The sequence below is a fragment of the Pseudomonas sp. R3-18-08 genome (assembly GCF_003852065.1).
Classification (GTDB): domain Bacteria; phylum Pseudomonadota; class Gammaproteobacteria; order Pseudomonadales; family Pseudomonadaceae; genus Aquipseudomonas.
On sequence record NZ_CP027729.1, the window covers coordinates 4,469,020 to 4,482,750 of the forward strand.

Annotated in this window: 14 protein-coding genes; 3 read left to right on the plus strand and 11 right to left on the minus strand. The window is 59.8% G+C overall.

Features of this window, described 5'->3' with window-relative positions; all coding sequences use genetic code 11:
* Nucleotides 1–44 precede the first annotated feature (44 nt).
* The 11 genes from C4J92_RS20515 to C4J92_RS20560 form a co-directional block, all read right to left on the minus strand.
* Complete coding sequence (locus C4J92_RS20515) at nt 45–1,391, minus strand: carbohydrate porin (protein WP_124364121.1); 1,347 nt, start codon at nt 1,389–1,391, stop codon at nt 45–47.
* Between the two features lie 85 nt (nt 1,392–1,476).
* The gene (locus C4J92_RS20520; RefSeq protein WP_124371660.1) at nt 1,477–2,637 is read right to left on the minus strand and encodes an ABC transporter ATP-binding protein; all 1,161 of its coding nucleotides are present in this window, start codon (nt 2,635–2,637) and stop codon (nt 1,477–1,479) included.
* Between the two features lie 2 nt (nt 2,638–2,639).
* A complete protein-coding gene (locus C4J92_RS20525; RefSeq protein WP_034115702.1) occupies nt 2,640–3,485 on the minus strand; it encodes a carbohydrate ABC transporter permease in 846 nt (281 codons plus the stop codon).
* Nucleotides 3,478–4,386, minus strand: coding sequence for a carbohydrate ABC transporter permease (locus C4J92_RS20530; RefSeq protein WP_124364123.1), 909 nt, complete (start codon nt 4,384–4,386; stop codon nt 3,478–3,480). Before C4J92_RS20530 ends, C4J92_RS20525 begins: the two co-directional genes overlap by 8 nt.
* Before the next feature lie 174 nt (nt 4,387–4,560).
* A complete protein-coding gene (locus C4J92_RS20535; protein ID WP_124368119.1) occupies nt 4,561–5,847 on the minus strand; it encodes an ABC transporter substrate-binding protein in 1,287 nt (428 codons plus the stop codon).
* 104 nt (nt 5,848–5,951) lie between these two features.
* Complete coding sequence (locus tag C4J92_RS20540; RefSeq protein WP_124405101.1) at nt 5,952–7,211, minus strand: AGE family epimerase/isomerase; 1,260 nt, start codon at nt 7,209–7,211, stop codon at nt 5,952–5,954.
* 336 nt (nt 7,212–7,547) lie between these two features.
* Nucleotides 7,548–8,477 carry an IS3 family transposase gene (locus tag C4J92_RS20545; protein WP_305955743.1) on the minus strand — a complete coding sequence of 310 codons (930 nt, stop codon included), beginning with the start codon at nt 8,475–8,477 and terminating at the stop codon, nt 7,548–7,550.
* The gene (locus C4J92_RS27270; RefSeq protein ID WP_256657424.1) at nt 8,381–8,686 is read right to left on the minus strand and encodes a transposase; all 306 of its coding nucleotides are present in this window, start codon (nt 8,684–8,686) and stop codon (nt 8,381–8,383) included. Before C4J92_RS27270 ends, C4J92_RS20545 begins: the two co-directional genes overlap by 97 nt.
* A gap of 157 nt (nt 8,687–8,843) precedes the next feature.
* On the minus strand, nt 8,844–9,668 hold the full coding sequence (locus C4J92_RS20550) for an ATPase (protein WP_124405102.1): 825 nt from the start codon (nt 9,666–9,668) through the stop codon (nt 8,844–8,846).
* 123 nt (nt 9,669–9,791) lie between these two features.
* Nucleotides 9,792–10,790, minus strand: coding sequence for an NAD(P)-dependent oxidoreductase (locus C4J92_RS20555; protein WP_124405103.1), 999 nt, complete (start codon nt 10,788–10,790; stop codon nt 9,792–9,794).
* 98 nt (nt 10,791–10,888) lie between these two features.
* The gene (locus C4J92_RS20560) at nt 10,889–11,785 is read right to left on the minus strand and encodes a LysR family transcriptional regulator ArgP (protein ID WP_124405104.1); all 897 of its coding nucleotides are present in this window, start codon (nt 11,783–11,785) and stop codon (nt 10,889–10,891) included.
* A gap of 97 nt (nt 11,786–11,882) precedes the next feature.
* Between C4J92_RS20560 and C4J92_RS20565 the strand changes: the two genes are divergently transcribed.
* The 3 genes from C4J92_RS20565 to C4J92_RS20575 all read left to right on the plus strand — a co-directional run bounded on the left by C4J92_RS20565 (nt 11,883) and on the right by C4J92_RS20575 (nt 13,666).
* Nucleotides 11,883–12,284 (plus strand): ACT domain-containing protein, encoded by a 402-nt coding sequence (locus C4J92_RS20565; RefSeq protein ID WP_124405105.1) that lies wholly within the window; start codon nt 11,883–11,885, stop codon nt 12,282–12,284.
* Nucleotides 12,285–12,289: 5 nt separating this feature from the next.
* Nucleotides 12,290–12,892: a LysE/ArgO family amino acid transporter gene (locus C4J92_RS20570; protein ID WP_124364130.1), complete on the plus strand. Its 603-nt coding sequence runs from the start codon at nt 12,290–12,292 to the stop codon at nt 12,890–12,892.
* A 177-nt stretch (nt 12,893–13,069) separates the two neighbouring features.
* On the plus strand, nt 13,070–13,666 hold the full coding sequence (locus C4J92_RS20575; protein ID WP_065949384.1) for a superoxide dismutase: 597 nt from the start codon (nt 13,070–13,072) through the stop codon (nt 13,664–13,666).
* The last annotated feature ends 65 nt before the right edge of the window (nt 13,667–13,731 follow it).

The following is a 13,731-nucleotide window of genomic DNA, read 5'->3' on the forward strand; positions in this document are numbered from 1 at the left end:
ATCCGCAAAATGCGCACAGAGAGAAGGAGCTTATCGCAACAGCGTTAGAACGTAGACTGGATTTTCAGGCCCGCTACCAACGCGTTGTCGACTTTGTCCACGCCACCAGGCTGGACAACGTATTGCAGGTTCGGACGCACGGTCAGCCAGTTGGTGACGTGGAAACCGTAGTTGAGTTCGACGTTGTACTCAGTCTCACGAATGGGCGTGTAGAACGGATTGTCATAGTCGCTCACACCATTGGCGGCGTTGAGCAGTTGAGAGTTCTTCTTCACGTCATCGTTGACATGCAGGCGAGCGACGCCAATGCCGACGTCATCTTTTGGACGCGCGTCGAAGGGGCCTTTGTACACCAGCATCAACGACTGGTAGTTGTCGACCAAGTTGGTTTCCTTGTCGTGGAAGGTCGCGTTTGCGGCGATGTTCAGGCCACGGGTAGCGTCGCCGTTATGCGTGGTAAGTTGCTGTTGCGCAACGAACCAGTAGCCTTTCTTGCTGCTGTGGGTACGGTAGGCGGCGCCAGTGGTGGCGGCATCGTTGCCGTTGACGTCTTCGCGCACGTCAGACGCATCGGCAGCGCTTTTGTAGTAACCCACACGGTATTCGCCCGGCAGGTTGTTGACCTTCGGCGACCAGACCAACTCCACCGGAATCACGGTGCCTTTGGTACCGCTGCCGCTGAGTTTGAAGCCGTTGCCGTGCTCCAGTTGCGACGGGTTCTGGTTGTAGGCACCAATCTGCGCATACAGCTCAGGCGTGATGTTGTACTTCACGCGGATAGCGGCCTGGGCGACCGGCCAGTTGTACCAGGTGTTTACGTAGTTACCGACCTGGGAGCCGCAGAACGACAGGTTCTGGAAGTCGCACGGGAAGGTGTTGAAGTCTTCGCCTTCACCGAAGTAGCCGAGCTTCACGTCCAGCTTGTTGTCGAACATCTGGTGCTGAACCCAGAACTGGGTCAGACGCACCATGTGGCCACGGCCATACACTTCCTGAGACGAACTCAAGGTGCCGGCGCGCGGGTCGCCAATACGGTCATTGGAGATGTTCTGGCCATTACGATTGGTGAACTGGATCTTGGCCTGGGTGTTATCCCAGCCCCACAGCTTTTGCAGGTCCAGTGCCACGCCCAGACCGAACTGGTCGGAGTAACGACCGGTCTTGTCGTCGTTGTAGCCGCCGTGGGCGTTGTAGCCCATCTCACCTACGTAGTCGGCCTTGATGTCGATACCCTGCTCGATCAGCTTGGTACGCTCGCCGCCCCAATCGCCGGTCATCCACTTGGAATCGGCGCTGAACGCATCGGCCGCCATCGCATTGGCGGACAATACAAGGGCTGCTGCCGCTGACAGTTGGCAGAACAGCCGAGTGTTGTTGTGTTGCTTTTTCATCCCTACATCCTCGTCTTTATTGTTATTAAACTGTTTTTATCTAACGCGGGTTACATTTTTTAAGTAAAACAACCAGTTATCTCGATTAACGACCTTTGAACTGGGTCACATTGTCGGCATGCCCCTGTGCCGGCAATGCAGCAACGGTGCCCAATCGCTCACCGGTCGCGGCATCGAACAGCAATACCTTGGCCGGGTCGAACTGCAGGGTCAGGGTCTCGCCGACCTGCGGCGCCACGTCCGGCGCCAGACGGCAGCAGACCTTGGTGTCATTGAGCTGCACGAACACCAGGGTGTCCGGGCCGGTAGGCTCGGTTACCTGGACTTCGGCACGAATGCTCGAAGAACCATTGCCCTCGCCCGCCGCCAGCACGATCTGCTCCGGGCGCAGGCCCAGGATCACATCGCGGTCTTCCAACCCAGCGTCATTCATACTCAGCGGCAGCTCGCAACGGGCCTGGCCGCTGTCGAGCAGCGCCACCAGGCGACCGTCCTTACGTTGCAGACGCAAAGGCACGAAGTTCATGGGAGGTGAACCGATAAAGCTTGCCACAAACAAGTTGGCCGGGTCGTTGTAAATTTCTTTCGGCGTACCAAATTGTTGGATGATGCCGTCCTTCATCACCGCCACTTTGTCGCCCAGGGTCATTGCTTCGATCTGGTCGTGGGTCACGTAGACGGTGGTGGTCTTCAGGCGCTGGTGCATCAGCTTCATTTCGGTGCGCATCTCGACGCGCAGCTTGGCGTCAAGGTTCGACAACGGTTCGTCGAACAGGTAGATCTTCGGCCGACGCGCCAAGGCCCGGCCCATCGCCACGCGCTGTTGCTGGCCACCGGACAGCTGGCCCGGCTTGCGGTTGAGCAGGTGTTCGATCTGCAGCAGCTTGGCCACGCGCGCGACTTCGGCGTCGATGTCGGCCTGGGGCATCTTGCGGATCTTCAGGCCGAATTCGATGTTCTCGCGCACGCTCATGGTCGGGTACAGCGCGTAGGACTGGAACACCATGGCGATGTCACGGTCCTTGGGGCTCATGCCGCTCACGTCCTGATCACCGATCATGATCGCGCCGCCGGAGATGGTCTCAAGGCCGGCGATGCAGTTCATCAACGTGGACTTACCGCACCCCGACGGGCCGACCAGGATCAGGAACTCACCTTCCTTGATCGACAGTTCGATGTTCTTCAAGGTGTCGGGCAGGCCGGCGCCATAGGTCTTGTTTACATTGCGAAGTTCAAGCGTAGCCATGATTACCCCTTGACCGCGCCGGCCGTCAGGCCGCGCACGAAATACTTGCCTGCGATCACATAGACCAGCAGGGTCGGCAGCCCGGCGATCATCGCCGCCGCCATATCCACGTTATATTCCTTGGCGCCGGTGCTGGTGTTGACCAGGTTGTTCAGCGCTACCGTGATGGGCTGCGAGTCGCCGCTGGAGAACACCACACCGAACAGGAAATCGTTCCAGATCTGGGTGAACTGCCAGATCAGGCAGACCATGATGATCGGCGTCGACATCGGCAGAATGATCTGACGGAAGATGGTGAAGAAACCGGCACCGTCCAGGCGGGCCGCCTTGATCAACGCATCCGGGATGCTCACGTAGTAGTTACGGAAGAACAGCGTGGTGAACGCCAGGCCGTAGACCACATGCACGAACACCAGGCCGGTGGTGGTGCTGGCCAGGCCCATCTTGCCGAGGGTGAACGACGCCGGCAGCAGCACGGTCTGGAACGGCAGGAAGCAGCCGAACAGCAACAGGCCGAAGAACAGCTGCGAACCGCGAAAGCGCCAGAACGACAGCACGTAGCCGTTCAACGCACCGATGGCCGTGGAGATCAGCACAGCGGGCACGGTGATCTTGATCGAGTTCCAGAAGTAGCCGTCCACGGTGGCCCAGGCCTTGACCCAGCCAATGCCGCTGACCACGGTCGGCCAGCTCAGCAGGTTGCCGGTGCTGATGTCTTCAGGCGTCTTGAAACTGGTGAGCAGCATCACCACCAGCGGCACCAGGTACAGCAGCACCGCAAGGATCAGCACCGCGTAGATCGCGATGCGACTCAGGCTGATGGCAGGTTTAGCGGCGAGACTAGTCATTACGCTTGGTCCTCAGCTCGGAATACAGGTACGGCACGATGATCGCGAGGATCGCACCGAGCATCAGGATTGCACTGGCCGAGCCCATGCCCATCTGGCCGCGACTGAAGGTGAACGAGTACATGAACATGGCCGGCAGGTCGGAGGAATAGCCCGGGCCGCCAGCGGTCATCGCCGCCACCAGGTCGAAGCTCTTGATCGCAATGTGCGCCAGGATCATCACCGCACTGAAGAACACCGGACGCAGGCTTGGCAGCACCACGCTCCAGTAGATGCGTGGCAGGCTCGCGCCGTCGATCTGCGCGGCGCGGATGATCGACTGATCAACGCCCCGCAGGCCCGCCAGGAACATCGCCATGATAAAGCCCGAGGCTTGCCACACGGCGGCGATCACCAGGCAGTAGACCACGCGATCAGGGTCGATCAGCCAGTCGAGACGGAAGCCTTCCCAGCCCCAATCGCGCAATAATTTGTCCAGGCCCATGCCCGGGTTGAGCAGCCATTTCCAGGCGGTACCGGTGACGATCATCGAGAGCGCCATCGGGTACAGGTAAATGGTGCGAATGAAACCTTCGCGACGGATTTTCTGGTCGAGGAAAATCGCCAGCAGCACGCCGATCACCAGGGTGATACCGATGAACATCCCGCCGAACACGGCGAGGTTTTTGCTCGCTACCCACCAACGATCGTTGTCGAACAACCGTTCGTATTGCGCCAGGCCCGCCCACTTGTAGCTGGGCAGGAAGGTGGAGGTGGTGAACGACAGCACGAACGTCCACAGGATGTAGCCATAAAAGCCCACCAGCACGATGAACATGCTCGGCGCCAGCACCAGTTTAGGGAGCCAGCGCTGCAGTGCATCGAACGGCGAGGCCTTGCTGAACACAGCAACAGAACTCATGGGGAAATCCAATACAAGGAAAAGGACTGACAGGTGAAACCATGGCGCTCCCCTGTAGGAGCGAGCTTGCTCGCGAAAGTCTTCAACGATGACGCGGGCATCAGGGATGAACGCGGTGACCTTGAGTTTTTCGCGAGCAAGCTCGCTCCTACAGAAAAGCGCTTTTAGAGCGCGTTACTTGGCTGACTTGATCGCAGCGCCCAATTTCTTGGCGGTGTCGGCCGGGTCGGCTTTCGGATCGTTGATGTAGTTGGTGACCACGTCAAAGAACGCACCTTGTACCGCCAGGGTGGTGGCCATGTTGTGCGCCATGCTTGGCTGCAGGCCACCGGTCTTGGCATCGGTCAGGAAGTCCTTGGCCGCCGTCTGGGCGCAGGAGTCGAAACCGTACGAATCCATTTTGTTCAGCATGTCGTTGCGCACAGGGATCGAACCCTTGTTGATGCTGAACACTTTCTGGAAGTTTTCACCCAGCACGACTTTGGCGATGTCCTGCTGGCCAGCGGCAGTGCCTTTGTCTTTCTGCTTGAACACCGCCAGGGAGTCGATGTTGTAGGTAAAGGCTTTGTCGGTGCCCGGGAAGGCTACGCACTCGTAGTCCTTGCCGGCGACTTTCTTGGCGGCGGTCCATTCGGACTTGGCCCAGTCACCCATGATCTGCATGCCGGCCTTACCGTTGATGACTTTACCGGCTTCGAGGTTCCAGTCCTGGCCTTTGCCGTCGACGTCCATATAGGTCGCGACTTTCTTCAGCTCGGTCAGCGACTTGACCATTTCCGGGCCGGTCAGTGCGCCGTTATCCAGGTCGACCAGGGCTTTCTTGTAGCCATCGGCACCCATCACCGAGAGCACCACCGCCTCGAACACGGTGCTGTCCTGCCAAGGCTGGCCGCCGTGAGCGAGCGCAATGAAGCCCGCCGCTTTCAGCTTGTCGCCGGCGGCATAGAATTCTTCGAGGGTGGTGGGGTTCTTGGTGATGCCGGCTTTCTTGAAGACTTCCGGGTTGATCCACAGCCAGTTCACGCGGTGGATGTTGACCGGTACGGCGACGTAGTCACCGTCGTACTTCACGGTATCGGAGACTTTCTTGTCGAGCAGGGAGTCCCATTTTTCTTCTTTGGCGACGTCTTTGAGCACGTCGGTGTCGAGCAGGCCGGTGGACGCCCATTCCTGGATGTCCGGACCTTTGATCTGGGCAACGCCAGGTGGGTTGCCGGCGACCGCACGGCTTTTCAGCACGGTCATTGCAGTGGCACCGCCGCCACCTGCAACAGCGCCGTCTTTCCAGGTGAAGCCGTCTTTCTCGACTTGGGCCTTCAAGACATCGACAGCCGCTTTTTCACCGCCTGAGGTCCACCAATGCACCACTTCAACCGTCCCTTTCGAGTCGGCGGCAAATGCACTGAGGGGAAACAACGAGGCAACGGAAATAGCTACGGCGAGGCGATTAATCGCGTTCATCTGAATACCTTTTCTTGTTGTTATGCATGCAAGTCTAGAGCTTGCGCTGCACGGAGTTTAAACAGGGATTTTCCGGGCGCAGGTAACAAAGGGACGTACAAATGTCACCACTTGGTGACATAGCGTCCGCTGCCCAATGCACTGGCCAGGCTGGGTTCCAAGGGTAATGCAGGCAGCAACACGGCTTGCCAGGCATGGTACAGGTCCGGTTTGCCCGCCCAGACTTTGCTGCTGGGCTGGTTGTGCGGGCTGAGTTCGTGGTGCCAGCTGCCATGGAGCCGGTCGATGAAATGGGTTTCGCAAAACTCCCAGAACCGCCGGTACCAGATTTCATAATGCAACTCACCGGTACGCTTGAGCAGCGCCTGGGCCGCAGCGCTGGCTTCGGCATGGGTCCAGTGCAGGCGTTCGCGAACGACCGGGCGGTTGTTCCAGTCCAGGGTGTAGACAATGCCCGGCGCACCATCCACGGCCCAGGCATAGTCGCAGGCGCTGGCAAACAGCCCTTGGGCATCGCTCACCAACCAGTCCGGCGTTGGCAGCCCGGCTTGCAGGCGCGCCGCTTCCAGATGCAGTACCAGCCGCGCCCATTCGAAGCCATGGCCGGGGGTGATGCCGTAGGGACGGAAACCGTCGGCGGGGTTGTCTTCGTTGTAAGCGGGCAAAGGCTTCCACTGGGCGTCGAAGTGCTCGATCACCATAAAGTGGCTACCGGCGGCGTGGGTGTGGATAACGCGCTCGACGATACGCAACGCGCGGTCCAGCCAGCGCGTGTCACCGGTGACATCGGCCAGGGCGAGGAACGCTTCGGTGGCGTGCATGTTGCTGTTGGCGCCGCGATAGGCTTCGACGCCGCTCCAATCGCGGGCGAAAGATTCGAGCATCACGCCCTCCTCTTCGCTCCAGAAGAACTGGTCGATGATATGGACCGCATCGTTCAACAGGGTGTGTGCACCGGGTGCACCGGCCACCACCGCAGAGCTGGCGGCCAGGGCGACGAACGCATGCAGGTAAGCGGCCTTGCCGGTATTGCCATCGATGGCATCGGGCGCGGCGAACCAGCCACCGTGTTCGCTATCGTGCAACGGGCCACTGAGGGCCGCGACGCCGTGGGCTACCAGCTCGGCGTAACCGGGCAGCCCCATGGCGTGGGCCATGGCGAAGCTGTGCGTCATACGGGCAGTGTTCATGGTTTCGGCATGGGCATCGGCCGGCAGCTGGCCTCTATCGTCGAGGTTGCCGAAGCCGTGCGGCAGGCGCGACGCCTTGGCAAATGACAGCAGACGCTGGCCTTCTGCCGCGAGCCAGGCGTGATGGGCAGGTGCGTTCAGCCAACTGCTGGCAGGCAGTGGTTGCATGGTCATGGGGGCCCTTAATTGTTTTTTGTGGGGTGACCGGAGTCTAAACAAGGGCGCGGGAGTGGCAAGTAACGAAGGGGACAAGAAATGTCACCGGGCGGTGACAAAAGTGCGAGCGACATCGATTTACCTGATTAATACAGGTTTAAATGTGGGAGGGGGCTTGCCCTAATGCCAGTCAGTTAAGCGTACACCGCCGTCTGTAGGAGCGAGCTTGCTCGCGAAAAACGTTAACGATAACGCGTGCTTTCTGAATGAACGCGGTGCCTGTGAGTTTTTCGCGAGCAAGGGCTAGCCGCCCGCCTGAACTGGTCCAGTAATTTTGGACATTTTTTTCGGTTCTCACGCCGCTAGCTTTTCCGCCGCTATCGGTGAGTGGTAACCGTTGTAACTGTGGCGCCTTACGCTGTTGTAGCGCGCCACATATCGGTTGATGTCTACCTCGGCCTCGTACTCCGAGCTATAGCCCCCTTCGGGCACCCATTCGGACTTCAAACTGCCAAAAAAACGTTCCATCGGGGCGTTATCCCAACACTGGCCTTTTCGACTCATGCTCTGCTTGAGCTCGTGTGACAGCAGTTCAGCCCTGAACTTATGGCTGGTGTAGTGGCAACCCTGGTCGGAGTGAAACAGCACCCCTTTAGGTCGTCCTCTCAACTCCACAGCCATGCGCAGAGACTCACTTGCCAACGGCGCATCGGCGACCAGTGAATACGACCATCCCACCACTCGGCGCGCAAACAGATCCAGAACTACCGAGAAGTAGAGCCAGCGCTTACCGAGCTGGATATAGGTGATGTCCGCGCACCAGACCTTGTTGATGTCAGCTACGTAGAACTCGCGCTCCAGCTCATGCTCAGCCACCAAGGATTCAGCGCCTGACGATTTGTACTTATGGGGCCTGCGTTGGCGGCTGGCAATCCCGGCTTCCTTCATCAAGCTGCGAGCCATGTAACGCCCCACCTGATGGCCTGCGCCTCGTAGGTCTTCAGAGAGGGTTCGCGCTCCAGCCGATCCTCTTGAGGCCTTGTGGTACTTAACTAGAACAACCTTGAGCGCTTCGCGCTCAAGGTTGATTTTTCCCTGGCGCTGACGCCAGGCGTAGTAGCTGCTGCGGTTGACTTCAAAAACGCGGCAGCAATCTGTAATGCCGTACTGTTCGCCTAGCTCGCTGATCAGAGGAAATGATCTTTGGAGTCCAAAAGCAGGAGAACACTGGCCTTTTTTAGGATTTCGATATCCCGATCTTTCTGCCTGAGCAGGGCCTGCAATTCCTGAATTTGCTTCTGGTCGGTAGTAATCGCCTTTGTTCCAGCCATCGTGGATCCAGTGCGCTCTTTACGCACCTGCTCGACCCAGCGGCGCAGAGCCGTGGGGCCGATATCCAAACTGGCGCAAATCTCGGGAACAGGTTGGTTTTGATCAAGCACCATCCTTGCGGCTTTGAGCTTGAACTCGCTGGAATAGGACTTTCGCATCATGTGCATACCTTTGGTTTGGGCGCCATCATAGCGCCCTTATGATGTGTCCAAATTCATTAGGCCAGTTCAGCCTCGCTCCTACAAAAAGCCTTAACTGACTGGCATTAGGGCTTGCCCCCTCCCACAGTTTGGCCTCATTCACAGTCCACAGAACGAGTCATTGACCCAGTGGCGTCGCCGCCGCCGGCGCATTGAGACGTTGATTCAGGTTCTGCACCTGGCTTTGCAAGGTCGTGATATTGCGCGTGGTCTGGATGCGGAACACGTCAAACTCTTTATTGGTCGGTGCATCCGTGGTGGTGGGCTGATTCTCCTGCGCGCTCTTGAGGACCAGCACGTCCTGCTCAAGACGGGCGATGGCCGCCGTCGGATTGCCTTGCTTCTTCAAGGCCGCCACGTCGTTAGCCAGGTCCTTGGTCTCAACCTGTGCCGCCTTGAGGCTGGCGACCGCATCGGTCAGGGCCTGCACCTGGCCCTGCAATTTGGCATTCGCATTCGCAAGCTCAGTGGTGCTGGCGCTCATCTGTGCCAGGCGCTGGTCCAGCGCGGTGGCTTGGCCGGCCACGCCCACTTGTTGCTTGCCCTGCTCGAGCAACTGGGCTTCCAGCTGCTTGATCTGCAATTTCAGGGCTTCGCTGCCGTTGTTCACATTGGCTTCGCTGGCCACGACCTTGCCGGAAATATCCTGCAGGCGCCCCGCCGCTTCTTCGCTGATACGCGCAAAGCTTTCCTGGGTAGCGACCAGTTGCTGGCCCATCAGGGAAATCTGCTGGAAGCTCCACCAGGCAAGGCCGGCAAAGGCGATCAGCAATGCGCCGACCAACGCCCACAACGGGCCGGTGTTGGCCCGTTTAACCTTGACCACAGGCGTCGTCCGCGAGCGCACCGAGGTGGCGGCAGTCGGCACGAAATCATCATCGTCCCCGAGATCAGCCCGCAGGCTGGGAACGTTGTCGAAGTCGTCTTTAGCATCGTTACGCATGAATCTATCCTGAATCAATGAGATGGCCGGCTGGAAAGCCGAGCGGCGCGAGTATAAACCCTGCGCTCGGCGCATGGGTCGACACGCAACCCTCAATACGGTTCCCGATGTGTTGTTGTGAGCTTAAGCGTGGCCCGGGGCCTGGGCCTTCCACCAGGTACAGAACTCGTCGAGGGCGCTCCACAGGCTGACCTTGGGCTCATAGTCGAGATAATGCCGCGCCCGGCTGATGTCGAGGGTGAAATCTTTGTTCATGACCTGCATGCCCAGGCGCGACAACGACGGCTCCGGCCGCCCCGGCCACATTGCGCAGAACGCTTCATTCAAAGCCGCCATGCTGTAGGACAAACCATAGGAGCGATAGCGGGTGACCTGCGGCAGGTCCATTTGTCGCATCACGTAGTTGACCACATCCCACACCGGCACCGGCGTGCCATTGCTGATGTTGTAGGCCTTGCCCAACGCCGAACCAGGCGCCAGCAAACTGCTGAGCAGCGCCTCGTTAAGGTTGTGCACGCTGGTGAAATCGACCTTGTTGAGGCCGTCACCGACGATGGCAAGGCGGTTCTTGCGCTGCATCTTCAACAGGCGCGGGAACAGGCTCATGTCACCGGCACCGGTGACGAAACACGGGCGCAGGGCCAGCACTTCCAGACCGAATTCCTGGGCCCCGAAGACCTTCTGCTCCGCCAGGTATTTGGTCGCCGCATAAGGATGCTTGAAGCGCTTGGGCACTTGCTCTTCGGTCAGCCCCAAGTGGTCGCGCCCATCGAAATAGATGGAGGGCGAGGACAGATGCACCAAGCGCCCGACCCGCTGCTTGAGGCACGCTTCGACAACGTTCTCGGTGACCAGCACATTGCCCTGATGGAAATCCTGATACTTGCCCCACAGCCCGACGGCACCGGCGCAATGCACCACGGCCTCGACGTCACGGCACAGCGCGCGCACCAGGTCGGCATCGTTCAGATCACCCTGGATAAACTCGGCCCCGCGCCGCACCAGATGTTCCACACCCTCGGCACGTCGCCCGTTGACCCGCACGTCCAAGCCCTGCTCCAGGGCGAAACGCGCAAAGCGCCCGCCGATGAAGCCGCTTGCGCCGGTGACCAGAATCTTCATGGTGTCTCCTACGGATACAGCTGCAAGCCTCAAGCTGTCAGCTGTAAGTTAAATACGGTCCGCAAGCTCTTCTCTTGCCGCTTGCAGCTTGACGCTCGTCACTGCTGATAGGGCACCAACCATTGCCCACAGACCTGTGCCAGATGCTCGGTCAACAGGCCCAACAGTTGCCCGCCGCTGCGCCAATGATGCCAGTACAGCGGCACGTCGATGGGCTTATCTGGCAGCAATTCGACCAACAGGCCGTTCTGCAGTTGGTCGCGTACCTGCAGTTCGGGTACCAGGCCCCAGCCCAGGCCGGCTTCCGTCAGGCGGATAAAGCCTTCGGACGACGGGCATAAATGGTGCTCGAAACCACCGTTCACCCCGAGCGAAGCCAGGTAACGGTGTTGCAGGAAATCATCCGGCCCGAACACCAGGGCCGGGGTACTGGCCAGTTGGTCGGCCTGCACGCCAGCGGGGAAGTGCCGCGCGATAAACGCGGGGCTGGCCAATGCGCGATAACGCATGGCGCCAAGCGCCAGGCTGCGGGCGCCGGCCACCGGGCGCTCGCTGGCGCAGATGCAGGCCGCCACTTCACCGGCGCGCATGCGTTTGAGGCCGACAGTCTGGTCCTCTACCACCAGGTCCAGCAGCAAGTGCTGTTCGGCGCAGAAATCACTCACCGCCAGCGCCCACCAGGTGGCGAGGCTGTCGGCGTTCAGCGCGATGCGCAAGCGCTCGGGCATGCCTTCTTCGTCCAACGCAGGCACCTGGCTTTGCAGGTCGCGCTCCAGCAGCCGCACCTGTTGCACATGGTTGAGCAAGCGCCGGCCGATATCGGTGGGGGTCGGCGGCGTAGCCCGTACCAGTACCGGTTGGCCGACGCGCGCTTCCAGTAGCTTGATGCGCTGGGACACGGCCGACTGCGACAGCCCCAGCACCTGCGCGCCGCGCTCGAAGCCCGCCTGTTCCACTACGGCCGCCAACGCGGAAAGCAATTTATAGTCGAACATCAGTTTCTCTAATGAGAGATCAGCAATATTGATTTTTCTTATACAGCCTGTACCCAGAGAATAGCCAGCATCGCTTCTCTCTTTATAAGGAACTCCCATGGTTGGCGAAACTGCCCTGGCAACCCTGTTGCGCAGCATGAGCCCTCAGCTCAATGAAGGTGACTACGTGTTCTGCACCCTGCCCGATCACCGTATCCCGGCCGGTTGCGAGGTGATCGGCAGCTTTCGCGAGCAGGAAGGCCTGACGCTGATCCTGGAGCGCCGGCACGCCGAGCAGGCCGGCCTGGCCTTCGACTATGTGGCGGCATGGATCACCTTGAATGTGCATTCGGCCCTCGAAGCGGTGGGCCTGACCGCCGCGTTCGCCAGCGCGCTGGGCAAGGCCGGTATCAGCTGCAACGTGATCGCCGGTTATTACCACGACCACCTGTTCGTCGGTCGCGCGGATGCCGAGCGCGCCATGCATGTGTTGCACCAATTGGCGGCGGACGCGGAGTAAACCTTATGTGGCAAAGCTATCTGAATGGGCTGTTGGTGTCCCTCGGCCTGATCATGGCGATCGGCAGCCAGAACGCCTTCGTCTTGGCGCAAAGTCTGCGCCGTGAACATCACCTGCCGGTGGCCGCGTTGTGCGTGGTGTGTGATGCATTGCTGGTGGCCGCCGGCGTATTCGGCCTGGCGACGGTTTTGGCGCAAAGCCCGCTGCTGCTGGGCATTGCCCGTTGGGGCGGCGCGGCGTTCCTGCTGTGGTACGGCACCCTGGCGTTGCGTCGAGCGTTTTCGAAACAGAGCCTGGAGCAAGGCGCACACCTCAAGGTGCGCTCATTGCGCGCGGTGTTGCTCAGCGCCCTGGCGGTGACCCTGCTCAACCCCCACGTGTACCTGGACACCGTGCTGTTGATCGGCTCACTGGGCGCGCAGCAAACCGAACCGGGCGCGTATGTAGCGGGCGCCGCCAGCGCTTCGTTGCTGTGGTTCGCAACACTGGCCCTCGGCGCGGCGTGGTTGGCGCCCTGGCTGGCGCGCCCGGCCACCTGGCGCCTGCTGGACCTGCTGGTGGCCGTGATGATGTTCAGCGTGGCCTACCAATTAATCAGTGCGCCATGAACTTATTCCAAAAGGCTCTGGAACCTCTATCCCACACAGTTGTTGCGTGGTTTTGCCGCACCCCCGGTGCTATGATCCCGAACTTGCGCCGCAAAGAGTACAGACTCGCCGGCGCTTGTTTGGCCGCCCGTGATCGGCCTTGCGCTCACCGCAACTGACCTGATTAGGAGAATCATCATGGCTTTCGAATTGCCGCCGCTGCCCTACGCACACGATGCCCTGCAGCCGCACATCTCCAAGGAAACCCTGGAGTATCACCACGACAAGCACCACAACACCTATGTCGTGAACCTGAACAACCTGGTGCCAGGCACCGAGTTCGAAGGCAAGACCCTGGAAGAAATCGTCAAGTCTTCCTCGGGCGGTATCTTCAACAACGCCGCTCAGGTCTGGAACCACACGTTCTACTGGAACTGCCTGGCGCCAAACGCCGGCGGCCAACCTACCGGTGCACTGGCTGAAGCCATCAACGCTGCATTCGGTTCGTTCGACAAGTTCAAGGAAGAGTTCAGCAAGACGTCCATCGGCACCTTCGGTTCCGGTTGGGGCTGGCTGGTGAAGAAGGCTGACGGTTCCCTGGCCCTGGCCAGCACCATCGGCGCAGGCAACCCGCTGACCAACGGCGACACCCCGCTGCTGACCTGCGATGTCTGGGAGCACGCCTACTACATCGACTACCGCAACGTGCGTCCGAAGTATGTAGAAGCGTTCTGGAACCTGGTCAACTGGAAGTTCGTGGCCGAGCAGTTCGAAGGCAAGACCTTCACTGCCTAAGCAACGCTTGCAGTAGAAAGAGCCCGGCGATTGCCGGGCTTTTTCATGGGCGCTGGAAAGTAGCG

Bases quoted from the DNA above. Each gene is read 5' to 3' on its own strand.
- C4J92_RS20575 (WP_065949384.1), top strand. From the start codon at position 13,070: ATGGCTTTCGAATTGCCGCCGCTGCCCTACGCACACGATGCCCTGCAG.
- C4J92_RS27270 (WP_256657424.1), bottom strand. From the start codon at position 8,686: ATGATGCGAAAGTCCTATTCCAGCGAGTTCAAGCTCAAAGCCGCAAGG.
- C4J92_RS20560 (WP_124405104.1), bottom strand. From the start codon at position 11,785: ATGTTCGACTATAAATTGCTTTCCGCGTTGGCGGCCGTAGTGGAACAG.
- C4J92_RS20565 (WP_124405105.1), top strand. From the start codon at position 11,883: ATGGTTGGCGAAACTGCCCTGGCAACCCTGTTGCGCAGCATGAGCCCT.
- C4J92_RS20515 (WP_124364121.1), bottom strand. From the start codon at position 1,391: ATGAAAAAGCAACACAACAACACTCGGCTGTTCTGCCAACTGTCAGCG.
- C4J92_RS20555 (WP_124405103.1), bottom strand. From the start codon at position 10,790: ATGAAGATTCTGGTCACCGGCGCAAGCGGCTTCATCGGCGGGCGCTTT.
- C4J92_RS20525 (WP_034115702.1), bottom strand. From the start codon at position 3,485: ATGACTAGTCTCGCCGCTAAACCTGCCATCAGCCTGAGTCGCATCGCG.
- C4J92_RS20550 (WP_124405102.1), bottom strand. From the start codon at position 9,668: ATGCGTAACGATGCTAAAGACGACTTCGACAACGTTCCCAGCCTGCGG.
- C4J92_RS20530 (WP_124364123.1), bottom strand. From the start codon at position 4,386: ATGAGTTCTGTTGCTGTGTTCAGCAAGGCCTCGCCGTTCGATGCACTG.
- C4J92_RS20520 (WP_124371660.1), bottom strand. From the start codon at position 2,637: ATGGCTACGCTTGAACTTCGCAATGTAAACAAGACCTATGGCGCCGGC.
- C4J92_RS20535 (WP_124368119.1), bottom strand. From the start codon at position 5,847: ATGAACGCGATTAATCGCCTCGCCGTAGCTATTTCCGTTGCCTCGTTG.
- C4J92_RS20540 (WP_124405101.1), bottom strand. From the start codon at position 7,211: ATGACCATGCAACCACTGCCTGCCAGCAGTTGGCTGAACGCACCTGCC.
- C4J92_RS20570 (WP_124364130.1), top strand. From the start codon at position 12,290: ATGTGGCAAAGCTATCTGAATGGGCTGTTGGTGTCCCTCGGCCTGATC.